The sequence below is a fragment of the Pirellulales bacterium genome (genome assembly GCA_036267355.1).
Classification (GTDB): Bacteria; Planctomycetota; Planctomycetia; order Pirellulales; family DATAWG01; genus DATAWG01.
This window is the reverse complement of the sequence record DATAWG010000095.1, coordinates 1-21642: the sequence shown is the minus strand read 5'-3', so window position 1 is coordinate 21642 and position 21642 is coordinate 1. Positions and strand designations below refer to the sequence as shown.

The 21642-nt window shown below is 63.4% G+C and carries 6 protein-coding genes; 4 read left to right on the top strand and 2 right to left on the bottom strand.

The genetic code is table 11. From position 1 onward, the window contains the following. Positions 1-13 precede the first annotated feature (13 nt). On the top strand, positions 14-9724 hold the full coding sequence (locus tag VHX65_14660; GenBank protein ID HEX3999789.1) for an autotransporter-associated beta strand repeat-containing protein: 9711 nt from the start codon (positions 14-16) through the stop codon (positions 9722-9724). A gap of 13 nt (positions 9725-9737) precedes the next feature. Here VHX65_14660 and VHX65_14655 read toward each other — a convergent pair whose 3' ends face one another. Continuing rightward, a complete protein-coding gene (locus VHX65_14655) occupies positions 9738-11000 on the bottom strand; it encodes a bifunctional methionine sulfoxide reductase B/A protein (protein ID HEX3999788.1) in 1263 nt (420 codons plus the stop codon). Positions 11001-11118: 118 nt separating this feature from the next. Then, on the bottom strand, positions 11119-16107 hold the full coding sequence (locus VHX65_14650; protein HEX3999787.1) for a C39 family peptidase: 4989 nt from the start codon (positions 16105-16107) through the stop codon (positions 11119-11121). 305 nt (positions 16108-16412) lie between these two features. Here VHX65_14650 and VHX65_14645 point away from each other — a divergent pair, with 305 nt between their 5' ends. The 3 genes from VHX65_14645 to VHX65_14635 form a co-directional block, all read left to right on the top strand. Then, positions 16413-17315, top strand: coding sequence for an NAD(+)/NADH kinase (locus VHX65_14645; protein ID HEX3999786.1), 903 nt, complete (start codon positions 16413-16415; stop codon positions 17313-17315). 225 nt (positions 17316-17540) lie between these two features. Next, a complete protein-coding gene (locus tag VHX65_14640; protein ID HEX3999785.1) occupies positions 17541-18476 on the top strand; it encodes a hypothetical protein in 936 nt (311 codons plus the stop codon). Positions 18477-18855: 379 nt separating this feature from the next. Further along, on the top strand, positions 18856-21642 hold a 2787-nt coding region (locus tag VHX65_14635; GenBank protein HEX3999784.1), incomplete at its 3' end, for a hypothetical protein.

Here is a 21642-nt window from a genome sequence, read left to right as displayed (position 1 = left end):
CAGGGAGTGCGCCATGGGGCAGACGGTCAGCGGCCGGTGGGTGATACTGCCGACAAATATCCGCAGTTACCTTTGCGGAATGTTGTTGGTCGCGGCTCTATTTTTTGTCTCAACCGGCACTGCCCGCGGCCAAACGCTCCTCTGGGATCCCACCGGCCAGCAGATCGACGGATCGGCAAATTGGGATTCAATTGATTCCTTCTGGTATACCGGGTCCGGCGATTCCACCTGGACCAACGGCGACTCGGCCGCCTTCGGCTACAGTTCCGGCAGCAGCGGTGGTTCCTACGCAGTTTCGCTTACAACGAATGTCGCCGTCTCCGGAATCAGCTTCAACAATGATCCCGGCGCTTTCAATTTCGTCGGCGCCGGCAGCCAGACGCTGGCAATCGGCTCCGGCGGCATTACGGTGGCTGCGGGCGGTGGCGCGGAAACGTTTGCCAATTCGCTCGGCATTTCCCTCGCCGCAAGCCAGTCGTGGGCCAACAACAGCGGCAATCTGCTGACCGTCAATAGTCCGATCGCAACTGCTGGAAATGTATTGACGGTCGCCGGCACCGGAGGCGGCGGCACGACAATCGGCGGCGCAATTACAGGCTCGGGCGGTTTGACGCTAAGTAGCGGCGTGCTCACGCTCTCCGCAGCGAACAACTACACCGGCGCGACCACGATATCCGGCGGAACACTGGCCCTCGCCGGCGGGTCGCTTGGCAACACGGCGGTCGCCGTCGGCAGCGGCGCTAATAGCGGCACGCTGCTCGTCGACGGCAACCACACCATCGGCGCAGGCGGCGCGGGCGGCGTCACCGTCGGCGGCACAAGCGGTATCGGCACGCTCGGCTTCAGCACTTCCGAGAGCAACCCAAGCACCCTGGCGATCGACACAAACGCGACAACAAATCTCACGCTCGGCGGTAGCACATCGGGCGCAGCAGTATTGAATTTCAATTACAGCGCGAGCGCGGCCGACGCGATAACCACCAATGGACAACTGTCCATGAACGCCGCCGGCGCGGTGATCAACCTCTCCCCCCTCGGCGGCGCCACGCTCGGCGGGCCGTACACTCTTCTTTCCTACGCATCGAGCAGCGTGCCCACTGCGATCACGCTCGGAAGTTATTCGGCTCCTGCCGGCTATGTCGCTTATCTCACCAGTTCCGCCACGTCGGTGATGCTCAGCACTGCCAAAGGGGCCGCCGCCAACGCATATTGGATCGGCGGCCATGGCAGCGTGTCGGTTTGGAATTCAACTCCCGCCGGCATCACCAATTGGCTGGCGGCAAGCGGCGGAAGCACGACTGGCCTTCCCATCAGCACCACGAACGTGTTCGAAAGCGCCACGGGGGCCGGCAATCTAATCCAAACGCTCGGGCAAAGCTTCACGATCAATAGTTTGAACTTCACCAACTCAGGCGTAGTTTCCATCGGGCCAACGACGGGCGAATCCAATTCCAATTCGATCACCATCATGGCCGGCAGCAGTAACGGCAACGCCGCCGGCTCCGGCATCACTGAATCGTCTTCCGCGGGAGCAAACACGATCAGCGCCCCGATCATCCTTGGAGCCGCTCAATCGTGGAACAACGCCGGAAGCAAGCTATTGACCATCAGCGGAACCGTGACGAATGACGGAAATCTTCTCACCATCTCCGACACGGGATCCGGTGGCACAACGCTGGGCGGCATATTCTCGGGCTCGGGCGGTGTGACCATGAACGGCGCGGATACGTTGACGCTTTCCACCGCGAACACCTACACCGGCCCGACGGCGATCAACAGCGGCGCCGTGATCGTCGGCGTCACTACCGTGGCAGGCATCAGCGGATCGCTCGGTGTCAATTCGGCCCTGACAGTCAACTCCGGTGGCACGTTGAGTCTTTCCAGTCTCGCCACGCAGGTCGGCTCGCTTGCCGGTTCGGGAGGAAGCGTGTCGCTCGGCACCGCAACCCTGACCGTCGGCGCCGACAACACAAGTCCGTCCGCGTTTGCCGGCGTCGTTAGCGGCGGCGGCGGACTGACAAAAATCGGCTCCGGCACTCTCACTCTCTCCAACGCAAATACCTACAGCGGAGCGACTACCGTCAACGCCGGATCATTGAGCCTGACCGCTGCCGGCAGCACGGATAGCAGCGGCGCCGCGCTCGTTTTCGGCGGCGGCACGCTGCAACTCGCCGACGGCCGCGCGGGCACCCTCGAAACGTTCTCCGCCACCACGCTCAACGCCGGCGCTTCGACCATTTCGGCGAGCGGCGCCTTGGGAGCAAACCTCGTTCTCGGCACTATCGCTCGCAACGCGGGAGCAACCATCGATTTCACGCTCCCTTCGAGCAACAGCATCCAGACTAGTACCTCGGCAATGACCACCACCAGCGGCGGCAATGGGATTCTGGTTTACGGCAGCAGCGACGTTGCTTATGCGACCGTGAATGGCGGCAGCGCTTTTGCCACCGTCGTTAGCGGAGCGATCGCCGCGGCGACCTATTCAAACTCGAACGCGTTCAGCGGCGCAACCAATGCATCCACCAGCATCACCACGAGCTACACCGCCACGAGCGCAGTGGAGACCGGCGTGATCGGCTTTACCACCAACCGAAATACCACCCTGACCCTGACCGGCAGCGACGATTTGGTTAACTCCGGCGCGATTCTCGTCACGGCCGCCGCTCTCGACACCACGATCGCCGGCGGAACATTCCATTCCGGCACTGCCAACCAAATCGTGTTGATCGACTACGGATCGCTCACGGTCGCTTCGGGCATTACCGACGACACGGCCGCCACGACGCTGACGATCTCCGGACCCGGTATAACAACCCTCGCGGCAGCGAACATTTACACCGGCGCTAATTATCTGAATGGCGTCGTCAGCATCAGCAGCGATGCGAATCTCGGCGCCGTCGGCAATGGCTCGGCAATCGATTTCAACGGCGGAACGCTCAAGGCCACGGCCACGTTCGGCTTGTATAACGGCGCCGCCGGCACCAACAATCGGGCAATTGTCCTGGGCAACAGCGGCGGACTTTTCGATGTCACCAGCGGCAACACCCTGAGCGTCGCCGGCGTCGTGAGCGGCACGGGCAGCCTTACCAAGATCGATTCCGGAACGCTCGCCCTCTCCGCATCGAACACATTTGCCGGAACCGTATCCGTCAACGGCGGAATTCTGAGCGTCGGCAGTTCAGGCGTAACCAGTGGTTCGCCATCCCTGGAATTCGGCGGCGGCACTTTGCAATTCACGCTCCCCATCGCATCGGCGGAGTCGTTCAATGGAACCACCTTCAACAGCGGCGCCTCGGCCATTTCCGCCGGAATTGTGCTGACCAACAAATTGTCGCTCAGCTCACTAACCCGCAACCCAGGGGCAACGGTCGACTTCAGTTTGCCGGACGGCGGCGCGTTGACGTCATCCGCCGTTGCCGGCGCCGCGGGTGTCTTGGTCGATTCCAGCGGCACGGCCTATGCCACGGCCAATAGCGGCAGCACCTGGGCCACCGTGAGCGCCGGCTCGATCGCTCCGCTCGCGCTCGCAAGTTATTCCAATACGAATTCCTTCGCCGGCAACACGGCGAGTCAAACGAATATCACGGCCAGTTATTCGGCGACCGCTGCGATCGAATCCGGAGTGCTGACGTTCAGCACCAATCCAAATTCCACGCTTACCTTGAGTGGCGCCAACGACGTTGCCGACAGCGGCGGAATCCTGGTCACCTCGGCCGCCACCGGTTCGGTTATCGCCGGCGGATCGCTCCACGCCGGCGCAGCTGGCGCGCTCGTGCTCATCGACTACGGTTCGCTCAGCGTTAATTCGAACATCGTCAATGGCTCGAGCGCCACGTCGCTAACGATTTCCGCGCCCGGCGTGACATCCCTCGCGGGCACAAACACGTACTCCGGAACCACGTATCTCAACGGCATCGCCAGCATCGCCGGCAATGCGAACATCGGCGCCAGCGCGATCAATTTTAACGGCGGCACGCTGCAGGCCACCGGCAGTTTCACGTTGACGAATTCCGGCGGAATCGTGCTGGGCAGCAACGGCGGCACGATCGATGTCACCAACGGCAACACCTTGACCATCGGCGGCTCGATCAGCGGCAGCGGCAGCCTGACGTTGACCGCTGCCGGCGCGCTTTCCCTCGGCACGCTGAACACCTACACCGGCGGAACCACGATCGCCTCGGGCATGCTCCTCATCGGCATCGGCAATTCCGGCACCACCAGCGGCGCGCTCGGCCCCTCTTCGGCGGCCGTTATGCTGGGCACTTCCAGTGGATCGAATTCCGCAAGCCTATTGACCAGCGCCGCGGCCACGTTCGCGAATCCGGTCACCGTCGCCGCCGGAAGCTCCGGCACGCTCAGGCTCGGCGGCAATTCGGCCAGCGCATCCACTTTTTCCGGACTGCTGACGCTCGATAATTCGCTCCAGATTTCTCAAGTCGCCGGCGGCTCGCTGGCCATCACCGGTCCGATCGGCGCCGGCATTTCCGGTGGCCAAACCTTGACGTTCGGCGGCGCGGGACCGATCGCGGTTAGCGGCGTCATCAGCAACAGCACCGGCGGCGCTACGGGCACCATCGCCGTCGTCGAGAGCGGTAGCGGCGCGGCAACAACACTTTCCGGCGCCAACACCTACTCCGGCGGCACAACGATCAATTCCGGCGCGCTTGTGGTCGGCGCAAGCAATTCGGGCACGACCAACGGCGCGCTCGGGCCGGCGGCGGCGGGCGTGGTGCTCGGCGCCCCGACCGGCTCCAACGCTGCCAGCCTGTTGACCGGCGGCGCCTACACGGTCAGCAATCCGATCACTTTTGCCGCGGGCAGCACCGGCACGCTCACACTCGGCGGCAATACGACAAGCTCGTCCACTTTTTCCGGAACGATGACGCTCGACAATAATGCGACCATTTCGCAGATCACCGGCGGGACCGTGGCCTTCAACGGCCCATCGATTACCGCCGGCGCGTCAACGCCCGTGACATTGACGTTCAACAATGCCGGCAGCGTCACAACCAATGACGTGATCGGCGGCGGCGCCGGCATGATCTCTGTTGCTCAAAGCGGCGGCGGCACGACCACTCTCAGCGGCGCAAACACCTACACCGGCGCCACAACCGTCAGCAACGGCACATTGCAAGCGGATATCGCTTCGGTCGCCGGCGTCAATGGAGCCTTCGGCTATAATTCAGCCGTGACCGTGAACGGAGGCACGTTGAGCCTTGGTTCTTCCACTCAGTACAACACGCAGATCGGCTCGCTCGCCGGCTCGGGCGGCACCGTGTCGCTCGGCTCGGCAACCCTGACCCTCGGCGGCGACAACACCAACCCAGCCGCGTTCGCTGGTAAGATCACTGGAAGCGGCGGAATCACAAAGATCGGCGCCGGTGCACTTTCGCTTGCCGGCGACAACACCTATAGCGGCGGAACGACGATTGCCGCCGGAACGCTGTCGATCGACGTAAGCAATTCCGGCTCCACGAGCGGTGCGCTCGGCCCTTCCGCCGCCGCCGTCACGCTCGGCCCGACCGCCGGCGCCGCGGCCGCCAATTTGTTTATCGGCGGCGGATTCACGCTTGCCAATTCAATGACGGTCGCTGCAGGCGGCACCGGGCTCGCCACGCTCGGCGGCAACTCCGCCAATGCCGCCACATTCTCCGGCGGAACGGTCACGCTCGACAACAGCCTCGCCATCCAGCAAACGAATTCCGGCGGATCACTCACGATCGCCGACCCAATTGTTTCGGGCACGGCCGGATCGCAAACGATCACTTTTGGCGGTTCGGGCCCGATCACCGTGAGCAGCGCCATCGGAAGCGGACCGGGAGCGATCGCCGTCGTTCAAGCAGGCCCGAACACATTGACCCTCGCCGCCGCGAATACCTACAGCGGCGGCACCACGATCACAAGCGGCACGTTCGTGGCCGGATCCGCGGGCGCACTGCCGAACACCACGGCCGTCAGCATCTCGGCCAGCGGAACGCTCGATGTCCACCAATATGCCAACTCGATCGCGTCGCTCACGATGTGTGGCGGGGCCTTGAACCTGGGGCTCAGCAACGACGCCCCGGCCCTGCTGACCGTCAACGGCTCCGCGACGCTGAATGGAGCGATCAGCGTCGCCGCCAGCGGCATCCAGACCCAGAGCGTCTATCAGCTCGCGACTTACACCTCGGAAAGTGGCGCTTTCACACAAGGAACCGTGCCAACCAACTACGCGCTGGTGGCAAATGCCAACGGCACCGAATTGGACCTCCAACATCTGGCCACGATTGGCACGGTCCTCGCCGCCCCGGCCTCGGCGTCGATCGTCACCGGCGGCAGCACTCCAGTGACTGTCAGTGTGTCCAACACCGCCCCGAGCAACTCCTTCGCGCTGGCGTTCACGGCCACGGCCGGCACCAGCATGATCGGCTCGGACACCGGCACGGCCCCGGCCGGGAGCAGCGGTAGTTCGACCGGTTCCGGCCTGGATTTCGTGGGTACGACCGTCGGCCCCGGTCAGACGGGCAATTTTACCGCAATCGCCGCGAACACCACCAACAGTCCTCAAAGCGGTTCGGTTTCCGTGAACGTCTACGATCATGCCACGACCAGCGGCTTCAGCGGCGGCACGCTGAATCTGGGCGATGTCCATTTCGGCTATGCGAACCCGGCGAGCAGCTCGAACAGCCTGAACGTCGCCAACGGGGCGGCTTCGGATTACCGCGTGCCCCTCATGGCGACCGGCGGCACGAGTGGAAACCTCACGGTCTCCGGCTTCACCGGCGTCGGGCCGGGCGCGTCGGGCTCGATCTCGGCTACCCTCGCGAGCGGTCAAGCCGTGGGCAGCTTGAACACGTCCGTCATCGAACAGTTCGCCGACAACTCGTCTCTCAGCGGCGCATCCTCCAATCTCGGCACCGCGACGATCAACGTCGTCGGCCAGGTGTATAGCGGGCAGAGCACCTGGACCAACGCGCGCGGCGGCGCTTGGGCTTCCGACAACAATTGGGCGGATAACAATGTAACCTCGGTCGACGCCGCACCCGGCCTCGATCCGAATTTAACCACCACCGACACGGCCACATTCGGCGCTGGCTCGATCGCCGGCAGCGTGCAGGTCGATTTGGTAAACGCCGCGCCAAGCCTCAACGCCCTCAGCTTTGCCGGCAACGGCACTTACACGATCGTTTCCAGCGGCGCCGGTTCGATTGCTCTAGCCGGATCCGTTCCCACGATCACGGCCATCGGCACGCAAACGATCAACGCCACCCTTACGCTTGCCGCGAACACCTGGATCACCGTAACCAACCCGTCCGACTGGCTTACGATTGGCGGCAACATCGGCGAGACCGGCGGTTCTCAGTCGCTCACGCTGTCGGGCCTCGGCACACTGGTCTTGTCGGGTACAAACACCTACACCGGCGGCACGACCGTCGATCGCGGCACCTTGCGGGTTTCGAGCCCCGGCTCTTTGGCCAGCGGCGCGACGGTCAGTTCCGGCGCGACGCTCAGCGGATCTGGAACGATCAACGGCTCAGTCACGGTCGCCAGCGGCGGCATCGTCGCGCCCAGCGGCGGTGGAGTAGCCAATGCACCGGCGGGCGGCGCTACGCTCACCGTCGGCGCCCTGTCGTTGGCCGCCGGCTCGCAACTCAACTATCAAGCTTCGGGCCCCGGCGTGCTCGATTCGATCGTCGTCACGAGCACCGCCAGTCCCGCGAGCGTTTTGACGCTCCCCGCAAGCGGCTCGGCCGAGTTCAATTTCTTCCAAGCCGGCTCGGCCACGCCGTATGTCTTCAGCGGCGGCGTTTATTCGTTGATGACCTTTGGCTCGGCCGCCAACGATCCGACGCCCGGTAATATCAGCGCGCTGTCGCTGAATCCGGCCGATCTGCCCAGCGGCGATCTGGCGACGTTCAGCACGACAAGCACCGCCGCCGGCGGCGTGCTCGAGCTGACCATCGTACTAAGCGGTCCCTTGTATGGCTCGGCCGGTTGGGCTTCGAGCATCAGCGGCGTCTACGACAGCGCGAGCAACTGGAATCCCGCCAAAATTCCCAGCGCCGCGGGCGTGATTGCCACCTTCCCGGCCGTCGCCGGCGCGACGTCGCCAATCGACGTCACGGTCGGCGACAGCGACGTGGCCGGGCAACTGACGTTCAACAGCAGTTCCACCTCGTACCTGCTGAAGTGCGGCACGCTGACGCTCGACAACAACGGCGGCAGCAACGGCATCGGCGGTTCGGGCGCGATCGTGAATGTGTCTGGCGGCGCGGCGCCGAAAATCGATTCGACGCTTAGCCTTGCGGATTCCAGTCAAACCACGACCTTCAATATCGACGGCACGACCAACAGCGCGCTGACTATTTTTGGATCGATCAACGATTCGAGCGGCACGCCCGGCCAATCGATCGTGCTCACCGGCGGCGGCATGCTGTATCTCGAAGGCGCGAATGGCTACAGCGGCGGCACGACGGTCAACAGCGGCACGCTCTACGCCGGCGATCAATCCCCATTGGCCACGCTCGGCGGCGGCTCCGCTCCGCTGGCCATCAATGGAAGCCTGTCGATCGTCAATCTCTCCAACACCCGCTTTTCGATCGGCAACCTTTGCGGCAGCGGCGCCGGCCAGTTGAACATGAATAGCGCTACGCTGACCGTGAGCCAATCCAGTTCGACCACGTTCGCCGGCACGCTCAGTCTCGCCGGCGCCTCCTCCAATCTGACCGTCATCGGCAACGGCAACACGCTCACGCTCAGTGGCCCGGTGAGCATCGGAAGCGGCAGCGCCTTGACGGTCAACTCCGGCACGCTCCAGATCGGCGGCATGCTGAATTGGGGAGGCGCCAATGCCGTCGCCGTCAACGGCGGCACATTGGCGCTCAATCCCAGTTCTCCGGCAACCGTTTCGGGCGCGGTCTCCGTAACCGTCGCCGCGGGAGCAACGCTACGACTCGCCGGCGCTGAAGCATTGTCGCAAGGCAGCACCGCAGCCAACATCACCACCGCAGGCCTCGGCAACAGCGGCGATGCCGCGCTGTCGGTCGTCGGCGCCACCTCGCAAACCGTGGGCGTGATCTCCAGCACCCCGCTAACCACATCGCCGACCACGTATGCCGGGAACACAATGGTCGGCGATGGCATGAACGCCGCCAGCCTGTCGGCCGCGCAGATTCTGCAAAACACGCTGGCGATCAACGCCGGCTCGACCGTGACGATCCTGCCCTACGCCGGCGACCAAGAGGGCGGTCAAAACTCCTCAATCGCCGCGACCAGTGCAACGCCGGCCGTCGCTTCCACCAGCACGGAGCCCTTCGATACCAGCGACCCCTTCTCGGCCATCCAAGCCGCGATCGCCTCCGGCGCGATCACAAGCGCCACCGGCCAATCGCTGGAAAATCGCATCACGGCGATCGCGCAATTGTCGGCCGCGGACCCAGGTTTGGATGCGAGCCAACTGGAAAGCCGCGTGCTCGCGATTCTGCCGTCGAATACGGCTGCCGATGCATTAGCCCTCGAAACGGTGTCAGGCCTGCTGGCCTCGGACACCGGCCCGCTTGGCTCTTCGCCCGCGTCAAAAATTGGAAGCGAGTCTGCCGCGTTCGCTCCGACCGCGACTTCCGCTGTCAACTCAGCCGCTGTCAATCCAGCCGCTGTCCCCGAGCCTTCAACGATTCTGCTGGCGGCCTTCGGCAGTGTGGGCCTGATTTTCGCGTTGCGCCGCCGACGCGATCGGCGCGAATAAATCTTTTGCCCGATTATTCGCTGGCCTTGATTAGCTCGGGATATTTCTGCCGCACGTGTTCCACCTTCGGAATCGAAACGTTGCGGATATATGATTCATCCGGATGGTCGTGAACGTAGTTTTGGTGATGCTTTTCGGCGATGAAAAACGTCTTGAGTGGCTCGACGGCAGTGACAATCGGATCGGGAAACGCGTGTGCCTTTGAGAGAGTTTGAATCTTCGCCTTGGCGGCGGCCTCTTGCTCGGCGTCGGCGTAGAAAATGGCGGAGCGATATTGCGGGCCTTCGTCGTTCCCCTGGTAGTTCAGCTCGGTCGGATTGTGGGCGGCAAAGAAGACATCGAGCAATTGATCGTAACTCACGCGGCTTGGATCGTAAGTCACGCGAACCGATTCGGCGTGGCCCGTGTTGCCGCGACAGACGGTATCGTAGTCGGCCGTTTCTTTGGCGCCGCCGCAATAGCCGCACTCGGCATGGACGACTCCCTTGATCTGATCGAAGGCCGCCTCGGTGGCCCAAAAACATCCGCCGGCAAATACGGCCGTCGCGGTCGTCTTTGTCGCGTTGGATTGTTGCAGCGCCCGGGCGGATCCCCGTTTTTCAGCGGCCGGGTCGGCGAGTGACGCGAGTTGGTCGTGCGCCACGAACCGCAGCGCGACGGAATCGAGGCAATACCGCAAGCCGGTCGGCTTGGGGCCATCGTTGAACACATGGCCCAGATGGCCGCCGCAGCGCGGGCAATGAATTTCGGTGCGCACGTCGTCGAAACTCCGATCGGTCATCTCAGCCACGTTGCCCTTGACGATCGGTTGAAAAAAGCTCGGCCAACCGGTGCCCGAGTGAAATTTCGCATCCGAAGCGAAGAGCGGCAGCCCGCATCCGGCACAAACATAGACGCCGTCGGTCTTGGTATCGACATATTCGCCGCTAAACGGCGGTTCGGTGCCTTGATTTCGCAACACATCGAATGCTTCGGGCGAGAGGCGTTTTCTCCAATCGCCGGCGCTCAGTTCCACCTTCGGCGATTCGACCGGGCCGACGAGTTTCCCTTCGCGATTGAAGACCTGCACGGCGACGGTCGCCGGCTTCGCTTCAGCGGCCGCGGTTTGCGAAGGGACAGCCTGCGGAGTGGCAGCTTGCGAAGAAACGGTCGTCGCCTGTTTTGGAGAATCCGTGTTCTTCGGCGCCGGAGCTTGCGGTTGGGCAAGTTGGGCATGTGCCAGCAACATTCCAAGGCCCAGTACCAAACAACCGCCGATCAATGCGACAAATTTCATGATTCTCTCCCTGATAAGAGCCCGACGCCCGTTTCGTTCGGTTTCGAGGGATACGCCGACCGCGAATTATACGCCGGCCGGCGGTTGTGGCGAATGGCTCTCCGCGCCTCGCCGCTTGTTAAGACGCCAGCCAGAGCAGCCACCAGCCCCGATCGCGGGCCAATCGGTCGACGATGCGGGATTGCGTCCGCCGCATAAACCGGCTCGAGGCCCGCAACTTGGCGAACGGCCGTAATGCTCGATTCAGCCGGATTCGGGCGTCGAGGCTCGGGAACCACGAGCGAGCAAGCTTCTCATCGTCGCGGAGGCTCAAGATTTCGGCGACCAGCGTTCGGATGGCGCGAGGAAAGTCTTTCAACTGGATTTCCGCGGTTTGATCGACGAGCGGCTTTGCGACCTCGAATCGGCCGGCGCCGGCTTCGAGCGCCGCGAGATAGATTTTTTGCGCCGGCGTGGTTTGATCGGCCGGCAGTGCGATTGCAGATCGGTGAACTTGAGCAGCTTCTTCATAACGGCCGAGCATCGCCAGCGCGACGCCCAGATTTGTCAGCATCCAGGGCTGGACGCCGGGGCGCGTTTTCCAGGCAGCGAGCCATTTGACCACCGACCGATATCGGCCAATGGTGAGCAATGCGTAGCCGGTGCTTCCCCAGCAAGAGAGATCTCGCTTCAGGCGCTGGCGATTCCGACGAATAAACCAACTGACGGCAATTTTCTTGCGGGCATCGGCCATTCCGGAAATCAACGGGCCGGCGGCGGCCGACCATGCCGCGTCGTTGCCCACCAGCTTCTTGAGCTGCTTCAGCGCCCGCTGCCATTGCTTCAGCTTGACTTCGACACGGGCCCATTCGGCGGCGATCTGCGGATTTACGCCCGGCTTGGCCATTGCCGCGAGCAGTGTCAGCCGCACTTGGTTTTGCCAGCGCTGTTGGCTCATCGCGGCGATCGCGGTCTTCAGCGCCCAATCGGTCGGCAACTCGCCCGTGCAGAGCTCTGCCAGGGCCGCGATCGCTTCATCGGTTTTGCGTCGCGCGCTCAGTAGTTGGATATGCCGCGTTAGCGTATAGGCGTCGCGATCCGTCTGGAGCGCCCCTTGGAGGGCTTCGCCCGCGGCGTCGTATTCCTTGTCTTGAAAATGGAGATCGAACAGGCAGCGGCGGGTGTACGCCCAGGTCGGAAACAATTCGATGGAGCGGCGAAACCCTTGCTTTGCCTCTTCGCGGTTTCCCAGTCGCCATTGCGCTTCGCCTTGGAACCGCCATCCGGACGTGTCTCGTGGGAAAATCGCGGTGAGTTGCCGGGCGGCTTCCAACAGTTCGGCGCCATGGCCCGAGCCGGCCGAATACCATTCGCACAACTGCCGCCAACCACGGCAAAAGTCGGGATTTTCTTGCAAGAGTGCCCGTGTCTCGGCGATCGCATTTGTGGTTTGTCCTTCCGCCGCGCAGACGCGGGCTGCTTCGAGCCGCAGTTCGACCGGCCGCCGCTCACCGTAAACCGCCGGAGCGCAGGCCGCATGGGCGTCGGCAAACCGCTTCGCGTCGCGCAGCAATTCCACCCGCAATACGTGCGCGGCGGTGGCGCGAGGATCGAGTTGCGTCGCACGGTCCAGCGCCGCCATGCGCTCGTCGAACGACGCGGGAGAGCGGAGCATCTGCGCCAGCCGGTGCCAGGCTCGCGAATCGCCCGGACAGCGAGCCACCGCATCGCGGGCCGCCTGTTCGGCCCGTTGCGGACAGCCGGCCAGGCTCGCTCGTTCCACGAGGCTCGACCAGGCCTTATCGTTGTCGGACACATTTCGAACGGCCGACACAAGCGATTCGACCGCCTTTTCTCGCTCTCCCGCTCTCCATTGCGAGTCCGACAAATAGCAGCGCAGCACGCCGTCCAGCGGCAAGCGGGCCACGGCGCTTTCCAAAACCCTTCGTTCGCGATCCCGCTGGCCGGCGCGCTCCAACGCTTCGACCAGCGCGCAAATCGGCGTGGTCCAATTCGGATTGATCCGCAGGGCGCAGTCGAGCGCGGCGATCTCCCCCTCGGAGTCGCGGGCGGCGCGGCGAACCGCCGCCAAGTCGCACCATAGCCGCGGCAGCAAGGGAAATTTCGCCGTGGCCGCGGTCGCAATCTCCGCCGCCTCGACGAGTTGGTCCATGTCGGTCAACTGGCGGATCATTGCCGACCATGCGTGCCATAGATCCGGGCGGGCGGCGAATGCATCGCGTAGATTCGCCAAGACCGCATCGGGCTTGAGCACTCCGCGCGCCTGGTCGCGATAGGCCAGGATTCCCATGCCGAGCGTCGTTTGCCGCTTCAATTGCTCATGAACGAATTCGAGCGCGGCAACCCGATCGGCGTGCGCCGGCGCACAATGCAGCAAATGCCGGATCGACGGCTCATCGTCGGCGGAATGCTCGACGGCCAGGCGATAATCGGCCATCGCCTTGGGAATATCGCCCGACCGTTCGCGAGCGTAGCCGCGCATTCCATAGCCGTGGTTATCGCCGGGCGAGAGCGCGATCGCGGTGCCGGCTTCCAGCGCCGCTTCATCGAATCGTCCATCGGCCACCAGCAGCGAAGCCAATTCGCGATGCGCCCAGGCATCGGTCGGATTGATGTCGAGCAAGCGGCGGAGCATCGTCTCGGCTTCGTCGAGGTGTCGTGGGTTGAACGGCTGGACCGTCAGCCGCACGAGCGCCAGATTGCTCGGCCAGCGCGCGACGGCCTTCCGCAGATATTCGAACGCCGCGTCTTGGCCTTCGGTTGCTTCCAAGAGACTGCAGAGCGCGCCGTGGGCATCGGCAGCTTGCGGTTCGAGCTCGACGACTTCCGTCCGATAGCGGCGCGCGACCGTCAGGTCTCCTTCCGCCTCGGCGATGGCGGCCGCGATGCGAAGCCAATAGCCGCGCCGCGAGTGACCTTCGGCATCCGCCAACAGTTTCTTGGCTTGTGCATGGTTGCCGCGGCAACCATGCGAATCGGCGGCGAAAGCGAGCAGTTCGCCGTCGTCGGGCCGGCGGCGAACCGCCTCCTCGAGCATTGCCAGCGCATCTTGCCCCAGGCCCAGATCGTTGTAGGCGTTGGCAAGCGTGATTGCCGGGCGATTCGATTTGTGGCCGTAGCGGGCGAATCGGGAACGCAAGAACGCGAGGGCTTGATCTCCCTGTTTCACGTGCCGCGAGGCGAGAAACCAATCGCGCGCGAAGCGGTCGTTCGTGTCGTTCAAACAGGCGGCGCAGCGATAGAGATCGGTGGCTTTGGCAAAATCGCTGGCCTCCCATTCGATGCGCGCTTGCGTGTAGTAGCAGCGGGCTTCATAGGGGCGCTGGACGAACAATCGCCGCAGCAACCCGCCCGCTTCGGCATGGCATCGCGCGTCGAACGCAAGCTCTTCCGCGAGTTGCAAGCGGAACAAGCCGTTTCGCCGCGGGCTGGATTCGATTTCGGTGAGAAAATCGATCCGTTCCTGCCGCGTCGAATCGTCGCGCATCAGCCCGAGCCGCGCCAAGAGCAGCATCGTGTCGTCGGGAAATTGCTGGAGCAATTGCTCGTAGGCATGGCGGGCCGCGATCGGATCGCTGTCGTAGGCGGCAAGCGCTCGGCGGGCGTAGAGCGTGACGCGGTGGTCCGGGCTGTGCTCGCGCATGCGGTTCGATAGCTCGCCCGCCCGCTCGCGCTCGTGCCGCTCCAGCGCGATCTGCAACGCGTGCAGTTCGTCGTACAACTCGGCGTCCGGTAGCGCCAGGCCGTCGAGCAATTCCGATCGCTCGCGCGGCACCATCACCATCCCCAGCGGCCCGGTCGAGCGAAATGCTTCGAGCCCCTCTTTGCCGAGCATCTCGCTACGGCACCGCAGCGACGGATCGCGCAACAGGAGCGTTCCGCGACGAGCATCGTAGCCCATCACCGCGACCAGGTGCGACGTCGGCGGCGAAACGGTGACCAGCGTAAACGGCGCCCCCCGATCCACGAGCGCGACGGTCGTATTCCAATCGACGGAGAACTGTCGGACCACGAAGCCGTTGGCCTCGGCCCACTGCCGCTGCAAATGTTGCGGCGTGCCGTCGAAGCAGATCTGGTCGGCGATTTCGACATGTTCCGCTTCATGCCGCCAAAACTTGCAGAGCGCCGTCATCGTCGCCGGGGCGCAGGTGACATGCTGCTGCTGCACGAATTCGACGGGCAGCAAGACGCGCTGATCGCTCGGCTTCGAGGCTTCGAGATTGGCGACGATGTGTTCGTAATACCCCTTGCCGGCGCGGCGGCCGGCCGCGATCGCCGTCGTGAGATCGTCGCGCTGCGAGTTCAAATCGCATTCGACGCCGGCAATCCAAGCGGCCATCGTTTTATCTTGCAGTGGAAACAGTTCGTGCAATCGGGCGAGGCTTTCGCGTGCCGCCTCTTCGTTGCCGAGTTCTCTTTGCACGGTGGCCAATTGGGCGACGACATTGCCGCACTCCAGCCGTTCGGAGGCGGCGGTCAGCAAGTCGACCGCCTCGCGATCGCGATTGAGACGGCACAGGTATTCCGCCGCGGCTTGCACGCCAGGGCGAAACCACGGCCGCAAATCGAGCGCCCGCTCGGCCGCGGCAAGCGCTTCTTCAAACCGATCTTCGATCTGCAAGATGCTCGAATGCTCGACATGAATCCAGGGGCGCTCCGGCGCAATCGCCAGCGCTTCGTCGATAAACCGGTCGGCAACTTCGAAATCGCGCAACGTCGCGCAGAGAAACGCGTAGAACGAAAGCCAATCGGCCCGTAAGTGGGCGGGGCCCTCGGCGAGCGGACCGGCCTGCAACCATAATCGCCGTGTGTTCCACGGACCGCGGCGTTGAAATACGGCCCGAAGACCGTAGTAGCGCGCCAAGGGATCGCCCGGATTCTCGCGCAGCGCGGCCAAGTGCAACGCTCGGGCCAATCGCAAGCCGCCGAGCACTCCGGCCAACCGGCCGGCCAGCACCCGCGGCCGCGCCCCTTTCCAATCCGCGAGCGGAGCGATCGCCTGGGCCTTGGTATACGCCTGCAAATAGAGCCCGTCGCGATACAGTCGCTGCGCTTCGGCCAGCCGCTCCGCCTCGGACATCGGCGGCAGAAGTTGCTCGATCGTCATGAATCACTCTGCGATTTGGTGCGGCAGCGATATCAGGAATTGATATGCGACGTGGCGGCGCGGCCTGATTGAATTGACAAGCGCGATTGCGATCAGGTTCGTTCTCCCAGCGGGTCAAACGCCCCTTGGTATGGTGCCAGATCGAATCTGGAAAATCAACTTTCTCGCGCGCTACGGGTATACAAGGAAGGATAGGCTATTTATTCGCCGTGCACTCCCTTGCTCGTGCGGTCGGCACCGGGTGGAAAATGCGGTCGGAGCGGGCCACTTGCCCCGAGCGCATCGCTTCCGCTAGGATCGCTGGCATGCACGACCAGGAACAATCGCCTGCGGAATCGAGTTTGCAGCCGCAACGACGAATGCGCGTGATGCTGCTGGGCTATGGCGACGGGGCGCTTGTGGCCCGCGAGGCCGAGCGGTTGCGGCCGGTGATCGAGCGGCACGCCGATCTCGTGCTTGCGGATCTTGGCGATTACAAGGATCTGGCAGCGGTCGATGCCGATCTGGCGATCGTATTGGGAGGAGATGGCGCGATTCTGCGGGCCGCCAACCGGATGTGCTATCGGCAGGTGCCGGTCGTTTGCGGAAATTTGGGAAAGCTGGGTTTCCTGGCCGATCTCACGCCCGACGAACTCATCGATGCCTTGCCGACGGTTCTCGCCGGCAAGTTTCACACCGTCGAGCATTTGATGTTCGAATGCACCGTGTCGCGCGACGGCAAGCAAGTGCAGAAGCAATTGGGGCTGAATGAAACGGCCGTGTTGGGCGGCCGGCCCTTCTCGATCCTCGAAGTGCATCTCTACGTTGACGCAGAATTGGTAACTACCTATAGTTGCGACGGTTTGATTATCAGTACGCCCGTCGGTTCGACGGCCCACAGCCTTTCCGCGGGCGGTCCGATCCTGCGAAAAGACCTGCAGGCGTTCGTGATTTCGCCGATCAGTCCGCATACGTTGACGAATCGGCCCGTGGTGGATTCGGCCGATCGGGTGTACGAATTGACTGTGCCGCGGCCGCACGCCGGCACGGCGGTGGTCGTCGATGGGCGGGTGTTGTGTGCGCTGGAGCCGGGCGATCGGATTCGCGTGGCCCGCGCGAAGCCGCAGTTCAAATTGGTCGAAGTCACCGGTCGAGGCTACTACCGCACTTTACGGGAAAAGCTGGGCTGGGGCGGAAACAATTGGCCGCGGGGCGAGGCAAAATGTTGACCCGAATGCCGGCTCGCGGTAAGCGCCGCTCAAAAAATAAATTCGCTGGCGAGGCTTCCCTCGCTAACGCGTCGGGCTAGTGTGAGCACCAAAACTGGTGCTGTTTTTCGGCGCGGGTGAATTGCGGCGCACGGTCGGGCCGGCGGCATGCGGCGGAACGCCACGGATGGCGATCCTGAAAAATTCGCTCTGATATGCGACTTTTGCTCGAAAGGATGCGAGCCGATGAGATCTGCTCTTCTTCTTTGCGGCGGCGCGCTTGTTGTCGCCGTGGCTGCAAGCGCGGTGCCCGCAAATGCCGCCGAGCCGCAGTCGACGTCGGTCAAAAGCACCGCGGCAAAAGCTTCCGCCGCGACGCCGCCCACTGCCGCAACGCAGTATACGCTCCGCTACAAGCTTCATTCGGGCGAAGAGCTTCGCACGCGTGTCTCGCAATTGGCGACGATCGAGACGACGATCTCCGGCTCGACGCAATCGACGCAGATGATCAGCCTCTCGACCAAACTGTGGCGGGTCAAGAACGTCGACGCCGCCGGCAATATCACCTTCGAGCATTCCGTCGAAACCGTCGATATGCGCAATGAAATGTCGGGCCGGCAGGAAATTCGCTACAACAGCCAGACCGATAAGAAAGCTCCGCCGGGATACGAAGATGTCGCGAAATCGCTCAACACGACATTGGCGGTCGTCACGATCGATCCGGCGGGCACGGTGCTTTCGCGAGAAGAAAAGCATCGCCCGGCGATCGACGCCAGCGGCAGCGTGCTCGTGGTGCCGCTGCCCAAGCAGCCGGCCGCGATCGGATGCGTGTGGACGTTGCCGAACGAGGTCACCGTGCCGCTCGAAGACGGAACCGTGAAAAAGATCGAAACCCGGTTGCGATACGAACTCGAAGAAGTCAAAGACGGGATCGCCACGATCTCGGTCGAAACGCAGATCCTCACGCCCGTCGATAATCCCAAAGTTCGGGCCCAACTGATTCAACGCTTGTGGAGCGGGCAGATTCGCTTCGACATCGATGCCGGGCGGATGGTCGGCCAGCGGACCGACTTGGACGAACGTGTGTTGAGCTTCTCCGGTCCGGAAAGCGCGATGCACTATGTGGCGCGATTCACGGAAGAGCTGTTGCCGTCGGAGGCGAAGACGGCAGCGCTGCGGTGAGGCGGTCGTCCCTAAGTTCAACGGCGGCCAGCGCCTTGGCGCTCACGACAGCGTATTAGCGGCAAGGCGCTAGCCGCCGGTAAGTGCGATCGTTTCGGGGTTGGAGTTCAGGCTTCGCGGCAAGCGGGCGCGCGCTGAAGCGTGAACGCCAACAAAAGCGTGGCAGATCTTATCTAGTCGTTCGACAAAACAATTCGTTGGTTCGCAAATGCCGCCGAATTCTCGGCTGTGCTTTGCGGTCTGAATTCTTTCCTTGCATCGCCTTGTTGGCGAAGAATAGCGAGTCTCTATGTTTCTGCGCCCGTTTTTCAACCGTCGCACGAAAAACTCGCCCGCTTCACCGGCGCCTTCGACGAGCGGTGGCCGAAAGCGCCGCCGCGTGCTCCGAGCCGAATCGCTCGAAAAACGGGCGATGCTTAGCGTCTCGCCGAACCTCGGCATCCTTACCCTCGACACCACCTCTTCCGGCTCGCTGGTTCACTCGGGCAGCGGCAGCATCGTCGTCACCAGCGGCGATATCGTCGTCGATTCGGCCAGTGCGGCCGGCGCCGAGGGATCGGGGTCGGGCCACGTTTCCGCCAACAACGTCTATGTGCATGGCAATCTATCCGCCGCCAGCGGTCAATACTTGGGCAACGTCGTCACCGGTTCGGCGGCAGTGGCCGATCCGCTGGCCGCGTTGCCGCTTCCCACGGCGCCCGCGACGACTTATTACGATGCCGTCGTCAACGGCGCCAGCGTTACGCTTTCGCCCGGCACGTATATCGGCCGCATCCAAATCAGCGGCAATGCGCACGTCACGCTGCTTCCCGGCCTCTACTATTTGGAAGGCGGAATGAGCATCAGCGGCGGCACCGTGACGGGAACCGGAGTGACCATCTACGATTCCATCAATAGCATCAGCATCAGCGGTTCGGCGAGCGTCTCACTCTCGGCGCCGACCAGCGGCGTCTATCAAGGCATTGTTCTCTTTCAGAACCGGACGAACATCCGGCCGATTTCAATCTCCGGCAGTGCGACCGTCAATTTGACCGGCGAGGTGTACATCCCCGACGCCCAGTTTCAGGTAGCCGGAACCGCCGGCACCTCGATCCACGGCAACGGCAGCACGATTCCCGGCGCATTGATTGTCGATGATCTGAGCGTTTCGGGCGGCGCCAATCTTGCCGTGGCCGCCAATGCCGGCGGCTTGAGCGGCGACCTATCGATCACCAAGACCGACAATCTCGGTGGCTCGAGCGCCAGCGGCGCCGCAGGTCTGGCCAGCGCCGGCGGCACGATCGTCTACACGATTACCGTGGCCAACAACGGCCCGAGCGCCGCGGTCGGAGCCACCGTCAGCGATGCGTTTCCGGCAGCAATCGCCAGCGACACGTACACCGTTGCCACGACCGGCGGCGCCGCCGATCTGACGCACACGAGCGGCAGCGGCGCCATCGCCGATTCCGTGTACCTGCCCATCGGCAGCACGATCACCTACACGGTCGCTGCCACCATTAGCGCCAGCGCCACCGGACTGATCACCAACGCGGCCAGCATCGGCGCGCCGGCATTGTTTACCGACACCAACACGGCCAACAACACCGCCAGCCTGACGGATAACCTGCTCAAGGCCGATCTGGCAATCACCGACACCGACAACGAAGCCTCGGCCGTTCCCGGCACGCCAGACACCTACACGATCGTCGTCAGCAACAACGGCCCGAATGCGGTTACCGCCGCGGTGGTGAAAGACCTGCTGGCCGCCAACGCCGATATCACGAGCGACACTTTCACCGTCTCGACCACCGGCGGCGCCGCCGACACGACCAATGCATCGACCGGCAGCGGCAGCATCAACGACACCGTGAATATGCCCGCCGCGAGCACGATCACGTATACCGTGACGGCCAACATCGGCGCTACGAAAACCGGCACGCTGACCAACACCGCGACGGTCGCAACGCCCGCCAACGTCGCTGATCCGGTCCCCACGAACAATTCGGCGACCGACAGCGACAGCCTGACGCCCCAAGTCGATCTAGTTGTCACGAAGACCGACAATTCCGGCGGCAGCGTCGTGCCCGGCACGCAAGTGACCTACACGATCACCGTCGAAAACACCGGCCCGAGCAATGCGGTGGGTGTCAAAGTGGCCGACTCGTTGCCCGCCGGAATCGCGAACGACACGTTCGCGGCCACGGGCACCAGCGGCGCATCGGGATTCACCGCCAGCGGCAGCGGAAGCATCGACGACACCGCGGTGAATCTGACCTCCGGCGCGAGTATTACTTATACCGTCGTGGCGAACGTCGCGGCCTCGGCCACTGGCACGCTGAGCAACACCGCCACGGCCACGGCGGGCAGCGGCGAAACCAACACCAATCCAAACGAAATCGCCGGTGTCACCTCCGCAATCGATACCGACTCGCTTACGCCGTATGTCGACCTGCTCGTCACGAAAACCGACAGTTCCGGCGGCGATCTCGTGCCCGGCCAAAGTGTCACCTACACGATCAATGTCCAAAACATCGGTCCAAGCAACGCCGTCGGCCTGACCGTCGCCGACCTCGTGCCGGCCGGCATCACCAGCGATAGTTTCACCGCCACGGGCACCAGCGGCGCTTCCGGTTTCACCGCCAGCGGCAACGACAGCATCGACGACACATCGGTCAATTTGGCATCCGGCAGCAGTGTCACGTACACCTTGACGGCGAATGTCAGCAGCGCCGCGACCGGCACGCTTACCAATACGGCGACTGCCACGGTCGCCAGCGGCGAAACGAACACCAATCCAAACGAAGTGTCCGGAGCGACCTCCGCCACCGACGCCGACACCCTCACGCCGCTAGTCGACCTGCTGGTCACTAAGACCGATAGCGGCGGCGGCTCGAGCGCCGGCGCGGGCACTACGGGCATGGTCGTGCCCGGCGAGGCGATCGTCTACACGATCACGGTGCAAAACACCGGTCCTAGCGATGCTGTGGGAGCGGCGGTGGTTGACACCTTGCCGGCCGGGATCACGAGCGACACCTACTCCGCCATCGGCACCAGCGGCGCTGCCGGTTTCACCGCCAGCGGCAGCGGAAACATCGACGATGCATCCGTGAATCTGGCTTCCGGCAGCAGCATCACCTACACGGTGACGGCGAATGTAAGCGCCGCCGCCACCGGCACGCTGAACGAC